Origin of the sequence: Streptomyces sp. NBC_00670 (genome assembly GCF_036226765.1) — a bacterium.
GTDB lineage: Bacteria > Actinomycetota > Actinomycetes > Streptomycetales > Streptomycetaceae > Streptomyces.
Genome location: NZ_CP109017.1, coordinates 6,542,993 through 6,559,063, shown reverse-complemented (window position 1 = coordinate 6,559,063; position 16,071 = coordinate 6,542,993). Strand labels below are relative to the sequence as shown.

General features: G+C 73.2%; 17 protein-coding genes. 7 read left to right on the top strand and 10 right to left on the bottom strand.

Features of this window, described 5'->3' with window-relative positions:
- Positions 1-7: 7 nt before the first annotated feature.
- From OIE12_RS28880 to OIE12_RS28855, 6 genes are all read right to left on the bottom strand, one after another.
- Positions 8-472: a hypothetical protein gene (locus OIE12_RS28880; protein WP_329140315.1), complete on the bottom strand. Its 465-nt coding sequence runs from the start codon at positions 470-472 to the stop codon at positions 8-10.
- A gap of 225 nt (positions 473-697) precedes the next feature.
- Complete coding sequence (locus OIE12_RS28875) at positions 698-1,390, bottom strand: response regulator transcription factor (protein ID WP_329140314.1); 693 nt, start codon at positions 1,388-1,390, stop codon at positions 698-700.
- A complete protein-coding gene (locus OIE12_RS28870) occupies positions 1,387-2,640 on the bottom strand; it encodes a sensor histidine kinase (RefSeq protein WP_329140312.1) in 1,254 nt (417 codons plus the stop codon). The genes OIE12_RS28875 and OIE12_RS28870 overlap by 4 nt, the downstream gene beginning before the upstream one ends.
- A gap of 9 nt (positions 2,641-2,649) precedes the next feature.
- Positions 2,650-4,842 (bottom strand): putative bifunctional diguanylate cyclase/phosphodiesterase, encoded by a 2,193-nt coding sequence (locus OIE12_RS28865; protein ID WP_329140310.1) that lies wholly within the window; start codon positions 4,840-4,842, stop codon positions 2,650-2,652.
- The gene (locus tag OIE12_RS28860) at positions 4,839-5,651 is read right to left on the bottom strand and encodes an SAM-dependent methyltransferase (protein WP_329140309.1); all 813 of its coding nucleotides are present in this window, start codon (positions 5,649-5,651) and stop codon (positions 4,839-4,841) included. The genes OIE12_RS28865 and OIE12_RS28860 overlap by 4 nt, the downstream gene beginning before the upstream one ends.
- A 250-nt stretch (positions 5,652-5,901) precedes the next feature.
- Positions 5,902-6,837 carry an SCO0930 family lipoprotein gene (locus OIE12_RS28855; protein ID WP_329140307.1) on the bottom strand — a complete coding sequence of 312 codons (936 nt, stop codon included), beginning with the start codon at positions 6,835-6,837 and terminating at the stop codon, positions 5,902-5,904.
- Between the two features lie 213 nt (positions 6,838-7,050).
- Here OIE12_RS28855 and OIE12_RS28850 point away from each other — a divergent pair, with 213 nt between their 5' ends.
- The 3 genes from OIE12_RS28850 (at position 7,051) to OIE12_RS28840 (ending at position 9,384) form a co-directional block, all read left to right on the top strand.
- Complete coding sequence (locus tag OIE12_RS28850; protein WP_329140306.1) at positions 7,051-7,806, top strand: hypothetical protein; 756 nt, start codon at positions 7,051-7,053, stop codon at positions 7,804-7,806.
- A 48-nt stretch (positions 7,807-7,854) separates the two neighbouring features.
- Positions 7,855-8,613, top strand: coding sequence for a bestrophin-like domain (locus tag OIE12_RS28845; protein WP_329140304.1), 759 nt, complete (start codon positions 7,855-7,857; stop codon positions 8,611-8,613).
- A gap of 195 nt (positions 8,614-8,808) precedes the next feature.
- Positions 8,809-9,384 (top strand): hypothetical protein, encoded by a 576-nt coding sequence (locus OIE12_RS28840; RefSeq protein ID WP_329140302.1) that lies wholly within the window; start codon positions 8,809-8,811, stop codon positions 9,382-9,384.
- Between the two features lie 191 nt (positions 9,385-9,575).
- On the opposite strand, the gene OIE12_RS28835 is transcribed toward OIE12_RS28840, so the two are convergent.
- Entirely contained in the window at positions 9,576-10,367 is a 792-nt protein-coding gene (locus tag OIE12_RS28835; protein WP_329140300.1) for a hypothetical protein, read from the bottom strand.
- Positions 10,368-10,698: 331 nt separating this feature from the next.
- Between OIE12_RS28835 and OIE12_RS28830 the strand changes: the two genes are divergently transcribed.
- Positions 10,699-11,388, top strand: a complete 690-nt coding sequence (locus OIE12_RS28830) for a class F sortase (protein WP_329140298.1) — start codon at positions 10,699-10,701, stop codon at positions 11,386-11,388.
- Between the two features lie 30 nt (positions 11,389-11,418).
- On the opposite strand, the gene OIE12_RS28825 is transcribed toward OIE12_RS28830, so the two are convergent.
- A complete protein-coding gene (locus OIE12_RS28825) occupies positions 11,419-12,282 on the bottom strand; it encodes a polysaccharide deacetylase family protein (protein ID WP_329140296.1) in 864 nt (287 codons plus the stop codon).
- A gap of 175 nt (positions 12,283-12,457) precedes the next feature.
- On the opposite strand from OIE12_RS28825, the gene OIE12_RS28820 reads away from it, so the two are divergent.
- From OIE12_RS28820 to OIE12_RS28810, 3 genes are all read left to right on the top strand, one after another.
- Positions 12,458-12,919, top strand: a complete 462-nt coding sequence (locus OIE12_RS28820) for a universal stress protein (RefSeq protein ID WP_329140294.1) — start codon at positions 12,458-12,460, stop codon at positions 12,917-12,919.
- 109 nt (positions 12,920-13,028) lie between these two features.
- Positions 13,029-13,577, top strand: coding sequence for a sigma-70 family RNA polymerase sigma factor (locus tag OIE12_RS28815; RefSeq protein WP_329140292.1), 549 nt, complete (start codon positions 13,029-13,031; stop codon positions 13,575-13,577).
- A gap of 108 nt (positions 13,578-13,685) precedes the next feature.
- Positions 13,686-14,204 (top strand): hypothetical protein, encoded by a 519-nt coding sequence (locus OIE12_RS28810; protein WP_329140290.1) that lies wholly within the window; start codon positions 13,686-13,688, stop codon positions 14,202-14,204.
- 78 nt (positions 14,205-14,282) lie between these two features.
- Here the strand turns inward: OIE12_RS28810 and OIE12_RS28805 are convergent, their stop codons facing one another.
- Positions 14,283-14,726: a hypothetical protein gene (locus tag OIE12_RS28805; RefSeq protein WP_329140288.1), complete on the bottom strand. Its 444-nt coding sequence runs from the start codon at positions 14,724-14,726 to the stop codon at positions 14,283-14,285.
- 113 nt (positions 14,727-14,839) lie between these two features.
- Positions 14,840-15,727 (bottom strand): hypothetical protein, encoded by an 888-nt coding sequence (locus OIE12_RS28800; RefSeq protein WP_329140286.1) that lies wholly within the window; start codon positions 15,725-15,727, stop codon positions 14,840-14,842.
- Between the last annotated feature and the right edge of the window lie 344 nt (positions 15,728-16,071).

Genomic DNA, 16,071 nt, shown 5'->3' with positions numbered 1-16,071 from the left:
CCGGTGGTCAGGCGCCGAGCGGGGGCATGGTGATCGTGACGCCGGCGTCCGAGCAGTGGCCCCGCGCCTTGCTCTGGAGGTCCTTCACGTCCTGCTTGGTCGGCACCTCGGCGGACCGGCCCGCGTTCTGCTTGGCGGTCTCCACCGCCCAGCCCTCGTAGTGGGAGATGGTGGCGCCGAGGTAGCCGTCCTTCATCTCCTTGCGGCGCTTGTCGCCGGTCCTCTTCGCCCACTGTTCCGCGTCCGGCACGGATCCGGTGGAGATCTGCTGGGCGCCGTTGACGATGTCCTGCGCCAGCTCGCAGTCGGCGGCCGAGGCCTGGCTGGGCTTCTTGTACTCGTGGTACGCGTAGGCGGCCCCGCCGGCCAGGGCCAGAGTGAGGACGGCCGCCGCCGCGCCGATGACGGCGCGGTTCCGCTTGCGGGCCGGGGTGGTGGCGGGCGTGTCGATGAGGGTGGGCGCGTTGTGCATCGGAATCTCCAGTGGCTTCCCGTGTCCTGTCCGCCGCGTTCGGCGACAGTGAGAAGTCTGGTTTCCGGCGCCCTCCCGGACATCGGTCAGGAATGCGAGATCGGAGGCGGCCCTTCTGCCCCGTGGAGCGGGGCGGGTTCTGCACCCCCAGGGGCAGAACGGGGCGGGGCTTCTACACCCCCAGGGGGAGGCCCCGGTGGGAGACCTCTCGGGCGGTACCGGTCCTCACGCGGACGGGCGGACCAGCCCCGACTCGTAGGCGAACGCCACCGCCTGGGCGCGGTCGCGCAAGTGCAGCTTGGCCATGAGGTTGCCCAGGTGCGTCTTGACGGTGGCCTCCGCGACGTACAGCTCCGCGGCGACCTCGGCGTTGGACAGTCCCCGGGCGACCTGGCAGAGCACGTCCCGCTCGCGCGCGGTGAGGACGTCGAGCCGCTCGGACTGTCCGCCCGCCGGGGCCAGCCGGTCGGCGACCTGGTCGAGGAGGAGCCGGGTGATGCGCGGTGCCACCACCGACTCCCCCGCGGCCACGACGCGGATCGCGGCCACGACGTCGGCGGCGGGCGCGTTCTTCAGCAGGAAGCCGCCGGCCCCGGCCCGCAGCGCGGCGAAGGCGTCCTCGTCGTTGTCGAAGGTGGTCAGGACGAGGACGCCGGGCGGGTCCTCACGCCGCATCAGTTCCTCGGTGGCCTGGATGCCGTCCATGACGGGCATGCGGATGTCCATGATGACGACGTCCGCCCGCACCCGGCTGAGCAGGTCGAGGGCCTCCGCCCCGTTCTCCGCCTCGCCGACGACCTCGATGTCGTCCGCGGCGGCCAGCACCATGGCGAACCCGGCGCGGATCAGCGGCTGGTCGTCCACCACGGCCACCCGGATCGGCCGGTCGGGCCCGACCGGCCTCTCTGCCTGCGTCATGACTTCGTCCTCGTAGGAATACAGGCACGTACGTGCCATCCACTGCCCAGCCGGGGTCCGGCCTCGAAGGTGCCGCCGGTGAGCTCCACCCGTTCCCGCATGCCCATCAGTCCGTTGCCGCCGGAGTGCGGGTCGACCCCGCCGCCAGCGAGCGTGCCGGCCCCGTCGTCGACCACGCTGATCAGCAGTGCGCCCTCCTCCTCGCGGAGGCGGATGTCGACCTCGGCCCCCGCCCCGGCGTGCCGGAGCACGTTCGTCAGGCACTCCTGGACGATGCGGAAGGCGGTCATCTCCTCGGCCGGCGACAGCTGTCCGGCGCCGACCTCGACCGACACGTCCACATGCAGTCCGGCGACCCGCGCGCGTTCCGCGACGACCTTGATCTCGTCGAGCGTGACCAGGCGCCGTTCCGTCCCCTCGGCGGCCCGGCCCTGCTCGCCCTCGCGCAGCACCCGGACGATCCGGTGCATGTCGTCGATGGCGTCCCGGCCGGTGGCGGCGATCGTCTTCAGCGCGGACTCGGCCATGTCGGGCGACTTGCGCAGCACCGCCCCGGCGCCGTCGGCCTGGAGGATCATCACGGCGAGGCTGTGCGCGACCACGTCGTGCAGTTCGCGGGCGATCCCGGCGCGCTCCTCGGCCGCGGCCAGCCGCATGCGCTGTTCCTGCTCGCGCTCGGCGTGCCAGGCGCGGGCCGCCTGGCTCTCGGCGTACAGACGCCGGGTGCGCAGGGAGAAGGCGGTCAGCCAGACCGTCAGTGTCAGCCCCCAGAAGTACAGCAGGTCCTCGGGGACCAGGAACGGTTCGAGTGCGGTGCCCGGCAGTCCCACCGTCCCGGCGCCGGTGACCAGCAGCACCGCACCGCCCGCGACGTAGGGCATCCGGGGGTCACGGGAGTGGTGGACGACCGACATCATGGCGAACAGCACGGCGGCGTCGTACGCGGCGGGCGCCGACGCCAGCGGGGTGTCCGGCGCGCCCTCCAGGACGAACTGAACCGTGGCCAGCGCAAGAACGGCCGCCAGCACCGTGACGGGGAACCGCCTGCGGACGAACATGGACAGCGCCATGAGGAAGCCCAGCGGCAGGTCGAGGTCCTGGTCGTACCGGTCCGCCGCGACGAGGACCACCAGTGCGAGCCCGACATCGCAGGCCAGCCCCACGAGGCGCCGGTACCGGCCGGTCAGCTGGATCCAGCCGGACGGCGCCGGAGCCGACTCCGGCGCCGAAGCCGTCCCTTGCTCGCTCAACCCTCGCACCTATCCCGTCGCGTCCACCAGCGCCAGCTCGTGGAGACGCTCGGGCGGGCCCGGGCGTGCGTAGTACCAGCCCTGCGCCGTGTCGCAGCCCAGCACCCGCAGCTGCTCGGCCTGCGCCCCCGTCTCCACACCCTCCACCGTCACGGTCAGGTCGAGGCTGTGCGCGAGAGTGACGATACCCTCGACGATCTTCAGGTCGACGGGGTCCGCCGGGTACTGCTGCATGCCCTGGGTGAACGAACGGTCCAGCTTGAGTATGGAGACCGGCAGACGGCGCAGGTTGGCGAGGTTGGAGTAGCCGGTGCCGAAGTCGTCGAGGGCGATGTCCACGCCCATCTCCGCGAGCCGGCGCAACGGCTTGAGCAGGTCGTCGTCGGCGCCGATCAGCGCGGACTCGGTCACCTCCAGGCACAGCGCGGCCGGTTCGACGCCGGTGCGCTCCAGGATCTCGACGGTGTCGGAGACGAGCCCGGGGTGGGTGAGCTGGCAGGGGGACAGATTGACGTTGACGCGCAGCGGGCAGTCGTCGCCGTGCTGCCGCTGCCAGTCGCGGGCCTGCCGCACCGACTCCTCCAGCACCCAGCGGCCCAGCGGCACGATCAGTCCGGTGTGCTCGGCGAGCGGGATGAAGCGGTCCGGGCCGAGCACGCCGTGCTGCGGGTGCAGCCAGCGCACCAGCGCCTCCGCGCCGTGCACCTGGCCGTCGTCGAGCCGGACCAGCGGCTGGTACTCGATGAAGAACTCGCCCCGGTCGAGGGCGGCGGGCAGCGCCGTGGTGAGGCCGTGCCGGGTGATGGCGCGGGCGTCGGCCTCCGGGTCGGCGAGCTCGTAGCGGTTGCCGCCTGCGGACTTGGCCCGGTACATCGTGATGTCGGCGCTGCGCAGTACCTCCGCCGGGCCGCGTTCGCCCGCCGGTCCCTCGACGACACCGATGCTGCCGCGCACCAGCAGCTCCCGGCCGTCGATGCGGACGGGTCCGGACAGCGCGTTCATGATGCGGTCGGCGAGGTCGTCGACGCCGCGCTGGGTGTCGGGGCCGGTGGTCAGCGCCACGAACTCGTCGCCGCCGAGGCGTGCGACCATCTCGCCGGGCGCGGTGGCGCAGCCCTGGAGCCGGTCGGCGACCTCGACGAGGAGCCGGTCCCCGGCGGCGTGCCCGAGGCTGTCGTTGATGGTCTTGAAGCCGTCCAGGTCCAGGTAGCAGAGCCCGAACCGCTGGCCCTCGCCGGCGGAGAGCGCCTTCTCAAGCCGCTCGAAGAACAGGGTGCGGTTGGGCAGTCCGGTGAGCGCGTCGTGCGTGGCCTCGTAGCGCAGCCGCAGGTTGAGCAGCCGGCGCTCGGTGGTGTCCTCCATCAGCGCGAGCTGGTACTGGGGCGCGCCGTCGGGGTCCCGCAGCAGGGACACCGTCAGATTGGTCCACAGGACGGTGCCGTCGGGCCGGTAGAACGGCTTCTCCACGTGGTAGTGCTCGCGTTCGCCGCGCACCAGCTCCTGGTAGAGCCGCCACACCTGCGGGGCGTCCTCGGGGTGCGACCACTCGGCGACGTTGCGGTCGCGCAGCAGCCCCTCGGAGCCGCCGAACATGCGCAGCAGCGCGCCGTTGACCTCCAGGACGTTGCCGTCGAGGTCGGCGATGGAGATGCCTATCGCCGCGCCCTCGAAGACGGCGCGGAAGCGGGCCTCGCTCGCGTGCAGGGCCTCGGCGACGACGCCCTGGGCCTTGAGCGCGGCGGCGGAGATCGCCTCCTGCTCGGCGAGGGTGCGCTCGCGCAGCGCCTGGGCGAACCCGGCGGCCATCGCGTGCTGGAGGCGGGCGGAGCGGGTGCGCAGCGCCTCCTGCGAGTGCGGGGGCTGCGGCGTCCGCGGGGCGTCCTGGGGCTGCTGGGCGTCGGCGGGGGTGCCCGCGTCGCCGCAGTAGAGCACCAGGTAGGCGTCGACGCAGTCGAGCGTGGCGCTGAGCGCCTCGGGGTCGGTGCAGTAGGTGTCGATGAGGGCGGCGCCCACCGCCCTGGCCTCCGCGGCGTCGAACGCGCGCGCCCGCAGCGCCTCGCTCAGCCGCCGGGCCAGCGGCAGCAGCAGGGCCTCGAACTCGGGCCGGGTGAGCGGCGTCGTGGCCACCGGGAAGACGGCCCGGCTCCAGATCGTCGCGAACCGGCGCAGTCTGTCCTCCGGCCCGTCCGGCTCCGCGCTCACGCCGTGCGCCCCACGCCGGCGAAGCCCGCGAAGGCGTAGGGATCCTCGTCCTCGCGCGCCGTGTCGGGCCGCCAGTCCGCCATCGGCACCAGCCCGGGTTCCACCATGTCGTACCCCTCGAAGAACCGCGCGATCTCCTCGCGCGAGCGCATGATCAGCGGATTGCGGATGTCCTTGTACACGTCGACCGCGCCCTCGGCCCGCTCCGCCGGCAGCGGAATGCCCTCGTACGAGGCGTGCGTGAGCACGAGCAGGCTGCCCGGCGCGAGAGCGTCGCGCAGTTCGGCCACCGCCCGGTACGGGTCGTTCGCGTCCTCCACGAAGTGAAGTATGGCAACGAGGAGGAGGGCTACCGGACGGTTCAGGTCGATCAGGCGCCCCAGTTCGGGGCTGGCGAGGATGTCGCGGGGCTTGAGCAGGTCCGCCGCGACGACGTCCGCGTCCGGATTCCTGCCCAGTACGGCCTGGCTGTGCGCGACCGCCACCGGGTCGTGGTCGACGTAGACGACGCGGGCGCCGGGGTGCGCCTCCTGGGCGACCTCGTGGACGTTGCCGTGGGTGGGGATGCCGGAGCCGATGTCGAGGAACTGGGTGACGCCCTCGGCCACGGCGTACCGTACGGCCCGGCGCAGGAAGGCCCGGTTGGCCCGCATGATCCTCGGCAGGCCCGGCAGGAACTCCATCGCCTTGCGGGCCGCCTCGCGGTCGACCTCGAAGTTGTGCGAACCGCCGAGGTAGTAGTCGTAGATGCGAGAGACGGAGGGCACCGATATGTCGATGTTCCGTGGGGCCCAGGCGGGACGCTCCATCTAGCACTCCAAGGCGGTTGGCGACGACGACTTGTGCCGACTCGTGTCGGCTCGGGCCGGCTTGCGACGGCCGAGCCGATCCGGTGTTCGAGCCGAAGGCTACTGATCGTCCGCCAACAGGGCGAGAGGAAACGGAAATTGCACGTCCGTTCCGGGCCCGTGCGCAGGGCACGTGCCGACGGCAGGCGCGCACACGGAGGCGCCCCCTCCGCGGGGCGGAGGGGGCGGCCTGGGGGGAGGCGACGAGCGGTTACTTCTTCGGCGCACCGACCGGCTTGCCGTCGGGCGCGACCGCGTACCACGTGCCGCCGACGCCCTGCCCGTTGGTGTCGCCGGCGGCCTTGTCGCCGGTGAAGGTGTAGATGGGCCAGCAGTTGACGGTCATCTGCTTGGCGCCGTCGGGGCGGGTGAACGGCATCAGGCCCTTCTTCACGACGCCCTTGGTGTCCGCCTCCTCGACCGGGGCGACGACCGGCCACTTCTCCAGGCAGGCGCCGGTGCAGGCCGACTTGGAGACGGGCCAGGCCTGGTCCTTCATGAAGCGGTAGACGGTCATGCCGTTCTTGTCGACGACGATGTCGCCGAGCTTGGCGTCCTTGCGGACGGAGAGCCCCGGCAGCGTCGCCTTCTTGCCGTCGGCGGCCGTGGCGAACCACTTGCCGCCCACGCCCTCGCCCTTGGTGTCCCCGGCCTTGGTGTCCTTGGCGTAGCGGTACATGGGCCAGCCGGCGACGGTGAGCTGCTTGGTGCCGTCGCTCCGGGTGACCTCGCCGATCAGGGACTTGTCGATGCCGGTGGCGGCCGAGGCGCCCTCCGCGGGCACCGGCGGCCAGGCCTTGGCGCACTCGCCGGCGCAGGAGGACTTCGGCGGCTTGGCGGTGTCGTCGTCGAAGCGGTAGAGGGTCATCCCGGAGCCGTCGGTGACCACGTCGCCGAGGCTCGCGTCCTCGCTCAGGGACAGTTTGCCCGCCGGCTTGGCGGTGATCGCGCTGTCCCCGATCTGCGAGCCTGATCCGTTCGGGCTGGCGGCCCCGGACGGTGAACTGGTCGCGTAACCGCCCGCCGCGGCGCCGACGTTCTGACTGCCGGTCGACTGGCCGCCATTGTCCTGGCCGCACGCCGTCGTCAGCGCCAGGAGCGCGGCCGCCGTCGCCATGAGAGAGGCGCTCCGCCAGGCTCTGTTCATTGTCAACTCCCGCTATCCGCTTGCCACTTGAGTGTCACCGCGGGCTCGTGCGCCGCTTCTGGCCCTAGGTACGCGCGGGAGCACCACCCGTGTTCAACGGCGGCGGGAATTTTTGTGGGCAACGTCAAACCCGGACGGGCCGATATCCCTCCTTCGGGGTATTTGAGCTGATCTTCCGCGTGTATGACCACGGGGCGGCCCATGCTCTGGGTCGTGCATGGATCCGAATCGAGCCGATCGGCCGTCGCCGTGCGGCTGTTGGGCGTGATGACGCTGGTGTGGGCGCTCGCGGGCGCCCCCACCGGCACGGCGTCCGCCGACGCCTGTGCGTACGTCTCGGGCGGCCCCGGCGGCTCGGGCGTGACCGCCGTCGCGGGCGGCGCGGGGGCGGTGGTGGGCTTCGGCGGCGCGGGCCCGGGTTCCGGCCCGGGCGTGATCGCCTCGGCCGACGACGAGGGCGCCGCCGCCTGGATCGGTGGGGGGCGCGTGGTCGCCTCGGCCGGTCCGGGAGGCGCGGTGGCCGTCGTGGGCGGGGGCGGGCACTGGCCCACTCCCCCGCCGTGCCCGCCTCCGCCGCCCCCGCCCTGCCCGACGCCGACACCGCCCCCGGCCCCCACCCCGCCGCCGAAACCGACGCCGCCGAAGCCGACGCCCACTCCGTCGGCACCGAAACCGAAACCGACGCCCACCCCGCCGCCACCGGCACCGAAGCCCGCGCCCCCGCGCCCCGAGCCGGTACGGATTCCGCCGCCGAAGACCGCGGCCCCGCCCCCGGCACCCGCGCCGACGCACCCGGCGAAGCCGAGACCCGAGCCGACCCCCAGCCCCCCGGCGTCCCCCGTGAGCTACCCGGCGTACCACCCGCCGGCGGCGCACCACCGGGTGCACTCGAGCACCTCGCCGGTGGTCTTCATGCTCCTCATCACCGCCCCCGCCGTACTCGCCGTCGCCGCACTCCGTCCGCGCTGACCGAACCCGCGCCGGACCCCCCACCCCACCGCTTACTGGAGGCAACCGTTGTCGGAATGGCTTGTTCTCGCCCTCGCCATGCTGGCCGCCTGTGTCGTCGTGGTCATCGTGACCTTCCTGCGGCACCGCACGGCCGCCGAGGACGACGATCCGTCGGAGACCCCGGACGTGATCGAGTACATGACGATGATGATCGGCGTGGTCTACGCCATCGTCCTCGGTCTGGCCATCGCCGGCGTCTGGGAGGCCCGCAGCGCCGCCGAGGACCACGTCCAGGCGGAGGCCCAGGCGCTGCACGAGGTCACGGAGCGGGTGCAGAACTACCCGGCGGACGTGCGCGAGAAGGTGCGGGCGGACGTCGACACCTATGTGCGGTACGTCGTCCACACCGAGTGGCGCACGATGGCGGACGACGGAGAGGTGACCGCCCGGGGCGGCAAACTCCTGCAACGCGTGCGCGACGACGTCACGCGGTACGAGCCGAAGTCGGACTACGAGGCACAGGCCTACCAGCCGCTGGTCGACCAGGTGGCCGCCGCCGACGCCGCCCGCGCCGCCCGCGCGGACTCGACGGGGGCGACGATGCCGGGGGTGGTGTGGTTCGGACTGCTCACCGGCGCGGTGGTGACCATCGGCATGGTCTTCGCGCTGCAGATCCGGCGCACCACCCGGGAGCTGATCCTCGCCGGGCTGTTCTCGGCGCTGATCGCCTTCCTGCTCTTCCTCATCTGGGACTTCGACGCCCCGTACAGCCGGGGCCTGTCGGCGTCCACGGACCCGTTCCTGGCGCTGTTCCCGCATACGTGACCCCGGCCGGCGGGAGGCGGCACGGCCACCGTGCCGGCGCGTTTCCCGCCCGAACGGCCGAGCCGCGTGACCCGTTCGTCGCACTGCGATCGCGCGGCCGGACACCCTTTCCTAGCGTTTCGGGCGACGAGGTGCATTTCTGGTGCAAGCGGAAAAGGTCCGCAGCAAGGCTCCTCGGGGACGTGGAGATTCATCATGCGCGCGATACGCGTTGCGTCGGCCGCACTGCTGGGCCTGAGCGCCCTGACCTTCACCGCTCCCGCCGCCGTCGCCTACGGCGGCGGTGAGGGCGAGGGCGAAGGGGGCCACGGGACCGGCGAGTCGGCCCACCTCAGCATCGGTGTCATGCCCGAGGAGGTCGCCCCCGGCGGCCACGTCACGCTGACGGTACGGGGCTGCGACGAGACCGCCCGGGTCTCCTCCGGCGTCTTCGACACGGTGACGGTTCCGAAGGGGCAGAAGTCGGCCTCGGCCACGGTCGACTGGGACGCCCGCCCGGGCGCCACCTACACGGTGACCGTCCGCTGCGGCCGGGAGACGGAACAGGCCGAACTGACCGTCAGCGAGCGTGCGCAGGGCGGTGGCGGCCACACCGGCTCCCACGAGATGCCGCCCGGCAACCCGGAACACGGGGTGCGCGCCGGCATCGGCGGCAGCATCGGCGGCTTCGACCTCAAGGAGATCGGCCTCGGCACCGCGCTCGTCACGGGCTCGGTGGGCGTCGCCTGGTACCGCGCCCGCCGCCGCGCCGCGGCCGGCACGGCCGCCTGACCCCTCCCGCGGCCCCACCCCTCGCCCCGGAACCCGCCCACGGGTTCCGGGGCGAGGCGCGTGTCCGGCGAACGGCGTGACGGTTGTCCGAGGAGCGGCGTGACGGCTGTCCGGCGAGCGGCGTGACGGCGCCGGCCCCCTCGCCACGGTGGTGGACGAGGGGGCCGGCCCGTTCGGCCCGCGGCGGCCGCTCAGCCCTTGTGCTCCGAGCGGCGCCGCATCCAGAACACCCCGCCGCCGACCAGCGCCCCGGCCACCAGCGTGCCGCCGATCGCCATGTCGGCCGGGGTGGCGCCGACGGTGCTGGCACCGCCGAGGCCGCCGCGGACCCCGCCGATGACGGTGAACGCGCGGGTCCGGGTGAGGACCTGCGGATCGCGGCCGTCACCGCAGCGCACCGTGACGTCGTAGCGGCCGGGCCGGGCGTTGACGTCGACGCTGACCGTGGCGGTCGCCGTCGCGTTGTTGCCCACCGGCCGCAGCCGGGTGGTGGGGAAGACCGGTGCGGAGACGCTGCCGTTGTGCCGGCAGCGGCTGCCGTCGACCGTGATGGTCAGCCGGCCGCCCCGGGAGACGACGCCCGGCCGGACGACGATGTTGCGCAGGGTGTCGTCACCCCGGCCGCCCTGGCCGTCACCGCCACGGCCGCCCTGGCCGCCGTCGCCGCCCCGGCCGCCGCCGTCACCGCCCTGGGCATCCTGACCGTCCTGACGGCCGTCACCGCCCTGGCCGTTCTGGTTGCCTTGGCCGTTCTGGTTGCCCTGGCCACCCTGGTCGTCGCGGCCGCCCTGGTTGTTCGGGTCGTTCTGGTCGGCGCGGCCGTTCCCGCCGTCCGTGGTCTCGGTGTAGCTGCTGACGCTGGTGCCGTTGACACCGCCGCCGGGATCATCGCCCGGATCGTTCCAGGCCGCCGCCGTGGGCGCGGCCAGCCCCACGGCCAGGGCCGCGGCGGCACCGGCCGCCAGGGCACGAGTGGTACGCATGTCACCTCCGCGGAAGGCGCCCCGGGACCCGGTCCCCGGTCGATCGGCGAGCAAGCACCTCCCAGACAGACCCTCAGTTGCGGTGCGGAAAGCCGCATGTCGACGCTGGTCCGTTCCGGTGGGACGACACGCCGGAGGATCTTCGCGCCGGGGAAGTCACCGCAGGTCACGCCCTGTCGGTACGCCCCGCCGCGCGGCAACTCGGATGGCGCACGGCCGTGCGGGGCACCACCCGTTCGTCCGCTCCCCCGTCGCCCGCCGCCCACGCCGCGCTTAGCGTGCTGCCATGCGCGAGTGACACGGCGACGGCCGTGCCGAGAGGGGATGGCGAATGTCTGCGTCCGTGGTTCCCACCGAGCCCGAAGCGGAGGAGAAGCCGAAGAAGCGCGCCCCGTGGGGCGTGATAGCGCTTGTCCTGCTGACCGGCCTCGCCCTCATCCGCAACGGCTCGGGCGAGTTCGACTCCGGCCCCCCGCAGCCCGCGACGGCCGCGGCCGCGCAGGACAGCGCGAGCCCGCGCCCCAGCGCCTCCGCCCCTGTCACCGGCTCCACGCCCGCCCCGCTGCCGTACTCCGCGGTCGACCGGGTGCGCATCCCGATGATCCAGGTCGACGCCCCCGTGATGCCGGTGGGTCTGGACTCCGACGGCTGGGTGGCCGCGCCGCCGCCCGACGACCCCAACCTCGCCGGCTGGTTCACCGGCGCCGTCTCCCCCGGCGAGAACGGCACGGCGGTCGTCGTCGGCCACGTGGACAACACCAAGGGCCCGGCCGTGTTCTACGGGCTCGGCGCGCTGAAGAAGGGCAATCACGTCGAGGTGCGGCGCAAGGACGGGAAGACGGCCGTGTTCGAGATCTACGGCATCGAGGTCTTCGACAAGGCGAACTTCCCCGGCGACCGGGTGTACGGCTCCACGGGCCGGCCGGAGCTGCGCGTCATCACCTGCGGCGGGGGCTTCACCAAGCGAGACGGCTACTCGGGCAACGTCGTCGTCTTCGCCCGCCTGACCGGGGTGCGCTGAGTACCCCGGCCGGGGGGCGGGCGCCTCGGTCTAGGCGAACGCGCGCCGGGGCAGCATGAGGTGGTACCCGGAGTCGAGCAGCCACGGCAGATACCGGCGCAGTGCGCGGACGCTCTGCGAGCGGTTGCCGCCGGCGTCGTGGGAGAGGACGACCACCCCCGCGGCGGCGCCCTCCTCGACCCGGTCGACGATGACGTCCGTGCCCGGCGTGGTCCAGTCCCGGGTGTCGACGGTCCAGGCCAGCGGTTCCATGCCCATGTCGGAGCCGAGCCGGAACGTGGTGCGGTTCCAGGCGCCGTAGGGGGCGCGGAACCACAGGGGGCGTTCGCCGTACGCGTTCTTGATGACCTTGCTGGTGCGGGTCATCTCCGAGCGGATCCCGTCCCGGCTCATCCGCGTGAGCAGCGGGTGGGACCAGGTGTGGTTGCCGACGAGGTGGCCCTCGTCCGCCATCCTGGCCAGCAGGTCCTTGTACTCGACGGCCATCTCGCCGCAGACGAAGAACGTGGCGCGGACGTCGTACTCGCGCAGGGTGTCCAGGATTTGCGGGGTGTAGCGGGGGTGGGGGCCGTCGTCGAAGGTCAGCACCATGCTGCGGCCGTGTCCGGGCATGCTCAGCAGCGGCTCGTGCCGGACGGGGGTGCGGGGCGGGCCCGCGGGCCCCGCCGCGTAGCCGGTCAGGGGTCGCAGCCGGTAGGCGGAGGGCCCCGGCGGACGGCTCGCGGGGGCGCCGGCGAGGGGCGCGCGCGAGGCGGAGGCGCCGGCGGCGGCGTCCTCGTTGTCCTTGTCGTCCGTGCCGAGCAGCGCGGCCGTGCCCGCCGCACCGGCCGCCCCCAGAGCGGCGGCGCCGGCCAGCAGGACCCGGCGTCGGGTGAACAGCTGATCCTTTTTCATGACTCATCAGTCGCGCAACGGCGGGGCGACACCGCTGAGCAACACCGCCGCGGCGCCGGGAAAGCACTCGCCCGGGGGAGCGGCGCGGGACCGGACCCGGCGGCGCCCGCTCCCCCGTCCGGCCCGTGGACTCCCGCCCGGGTACGGGACCTGCGGGTTCCGATAACCTCCAGCCGTGACTGATCAGCATCCCCCACAGTTCGAACGCGGTACCGACGGCCCCAAGGTCATCGTGGTCGGCGTGGACGGCTCCGAGTCCTCGCTGCGCGCCGCGGCGTACGCCGGGGGCCTGGCCCGTCGCCAGCACGCCCTCCTGGCGGTGGTGTACGTGCAGCCGGTCATGGCGGCGGGCGCGGCGATGGGAGTGCCGGTCGCCGAGACGACGGACGAGATCGCCGAGGGCATCGCGGCTCAGATCCGGCAGGAGACGGAACGGGTCAAGGACACCTTCGAGGTCCGCTGGCAGTTCCACACCTTCCGCGGCGACCCGTACGGCGGACTGGTCAAGGCCGCCGACGAACTCAAGGCGGACGCGGTGGTGGTCGGCGCCTCCGAACAGGCCGGCCACCGGTTCATCGGCTCGGTGGCGATCCGACTGGTCAAGGCGGGCCGGTGGCCCGTGACGGTGGTGCCGTAGGGCACCGGCCCGACCGTTCACCGAACCGTTCGCCGACGACTTCGACCGTCCACCGCACCGCCCCGCCCCCACCCTGTCCGAAGGACATTCCACACGCTGGCATACGGCCATGACGGCCGTAACCACCCGTACCCACCGCACGACGACCGCCGAGCACGAGTTGGCCGCGCTGCAGCGCGAGCACGGTCGGCCGCTCTTCGCCCTGCTGTTGCGGCTGTGCGACGGGGACCGGCAACGGGCCGAGGACCTGGTGCAGGAGACGCTGCTGCGGGCCTGGCAGCACCCCGAGGCCTTGCGTGCGCACGACTTCACCTCCGTGCGCCCCTGGCTGCTCACCGTCGCCCGGCGGCTGGCCATCGACGCGCGCCGGGCACGCCAGGCACGCCCGGCCGAGGTCGGCGACGCCGTGCTGGCGCACGCCCCGGTGTGCGCGGACCACGCGGAGCGCTCCGCCGCCACGCTCGACGTACGCGAGGCTGTGAAGACACTCACACCCGAGCACCGCGAAGTCCTGGTGCAGGTGTACTTCCGCGGGGCGAGTGTGGCGGAGGCCGCCGAGGCCCTCGGCATTCCCCCCGGTACCGTGAAGTCCCGCGCGTACTACGCGCTGCGTGCCCTGCGCAGAGTGCTACCGGGATACGCGGCCGACCTGCACTGAAACCGAAGAACGGGTCAAGGCTTCGCAAAGCGCCTTGCCGCTGACCATGGTTGGGCAATGGGCTGTCCTCATCGGTGACGCGCACGCACCGGAGGAAGGCGGGGAAGGATGTTGCACAGGGGCCAAGAGAGCACGGACGGCGACGACGGCGGAGATCTGGCCGTTCCCATGGCATGGATGTACGCGGAGTACATCGCCGACGAACTGCTGCGCACCGGCGACCTCATGCCGCCGACGTCCTTCGAGTTCAAGGCGGGCCGCGACGCCCTGGCGCTGACCATCTTCCTCTCCGACAGCGACCGCGAGCTCTCCGGGATCAGAGTCGTCACCCAGCTGGAGACCTGGCTGTCGCTGACGGCGTACGACCAGCCGTGGCAGGACTGGGTGAGCGAGCGGCTGGCCGATCTGTCCGCCGTGGCCGCCGAGTCCGGACGCCCGGACCCCGATCTGGAGCTGGCCGAGGCGGCCTGGCGGTGGCTGGAGGAGACCGAACTGCTCGCCCCCGACCTGGACGCGGTCCCCGGCGGCGCGGCCGCGGCGGCCGGCGAGGACGACGGCCCGAAGGTGTGGACACCCGCCTGGCAGCTGGGCCTGCCGCTGGGGCACCTGGCCATCCACCTCTTCTAGACCCTGCCCTGTCATGCCGGTGCCCCGGCACTCCCGGTGGGCGGGAGTGCCGGGGCGGTGGCGCGGGACGGGTCGGCCCTAGCCGCAGTAGTCGACCCAGCGGTGCGAGGAGATGTTGTTGTTGACGCTGGCCCCGTACTGTTCCAGCCCGGCACCGAAGCTGAAGTAGTACTCGCCGGTGGTGGTGTCGTACCAGCGGTCGCCCTGGCCGATGCACGCCCAGGCGCCGCCGGCGTTGGGAGCCGTGTACAGGTTGACGGAGTCCAGGCCGCCCGCGTAGCCGTTGTTCCAGATGTCGGAGGTCAGGTTCCGGCAGGAGCCCCAGTTGTCGGAGTTGCCCACCCACTTGCACTCCCGGCCGCCCCCGTAGGGCTGGGTGTAGACGTGCAGGTAGCCGTCGGCGGCGACGCGCGCGGGCGACTGGGCGCCCGACTCCAGCGCGGACGCGCCGGACACCGGGGAGAAGAGGGTGGCCACGGCGGCGGCCGAGGCGGCGAGGGTGAGAACACGCTTGAGGGACATGGGATTTCCTCGTTTCGTCAGTTCCATCGGTTCTGTCGGCGATGGGGCTTGGTGCGACCACGGCCCGGCGGCCGTGGTGGTCCGTGTGCGGCGGGCCCGGGTGCGGGCCGGGGTCAGTCGCCGCGGGCGACGATCGCGCGGGCCCGGGGCAGCGCCTCGCGCCTGAGGCGGGAGAGATCGGCCGTCTCCCTCGGATGACGGCGGCTCAGTTCCGCCCGGTACTCGGCGTCCAGGGTCTTCGTCACGTCCGGCAGTCCGCCGGCGACGGCGCAGGCGGCCTCGGCGGAGGCCAGCCGCACCTCCTTCGCGTGCGGCCACGGACGGCCCGGCCGCATGGCGGCGGCGCGGGACGCGGCGGGGTCGGCGTAGGTGTATCCGTGGCCGCGCATGCAGCGCGCCCAGGGTTCGACGGCCGCCTTGTAGCGCTTGTCACCGGTCACCAGGCCGAGGCGCATGCCGGCCAGGGTGTCGGTGACCCGGGTGGCGCGGAACCACGCCTGGAGGTCGCCGTACAGCTCGCGCTGCGCGGCGGCCTGGCAGCCCTGGTCGCTGTGGGTGACCCGGACGCCGTTCGGCAGCCGGGCCGACAGGCCCTGGGGCCGGGTTCCGTTGAGGTCGGCGACCAGGGCGGCCCGGGTCGCGGCGGGCGCGGAGCGGAGGTACGTCTGGTTGGGGTCGGCGCGGACCTCGGCCTCCCGGGCGCGGCGCAGATCGGTTCCGTAGCCGTGCTTCCGGGCCCATGCCGGGTCGTCGATGACGTAGGGGAAGCGGACGGAGACGTCGTCGGGCGGTGGTGGTTCGATCCAGTACTTGTGTCCCTTCTTCTCCATGCACTCCTTGATGAGGAGCTGTTCCGCCAGTCGCAGCGTCTCCTTGGCGCCGGCCGGGGCCCGGTGGGTGCCGGGCCGTCCGGCGGCCGGTGCCGACGTCCCGTGCGCGCAGCCGGTGACCGTCGTCGCCAGCAGGCCGGCGGTCAGCAGGGCCAAGGTCCAGCGGTGCATCGGGCGACTCCCTGGGCGCGGATCGGACGGGCTCGTTGCTCTCGAGTCGTTGACGGTCCGCGGGCGGCGCCCGTATGACGTCGGGCCCGGGAAAAACTTCTCGCGGCCGTTGTCATACGAGAGGCCCCCGCCGGCCGTCTTGCGTACGAGGGACCCCTGACGCTCCGATCAGGCCAAGTGACCCTCGCGGCCGGCCCCCTGAGCCGCACCGCCACCGGCCCGGATACCGAGCCCACCCCGGGTGCGGGCCGTCCCGGGCGGGGGCCGGATCCGGACACGGCGGTCCGGGCACCGGCCTGTGCGCACGCGGCCGTCGATATCGTTGCCAGGCTCCGCGGAGCGGG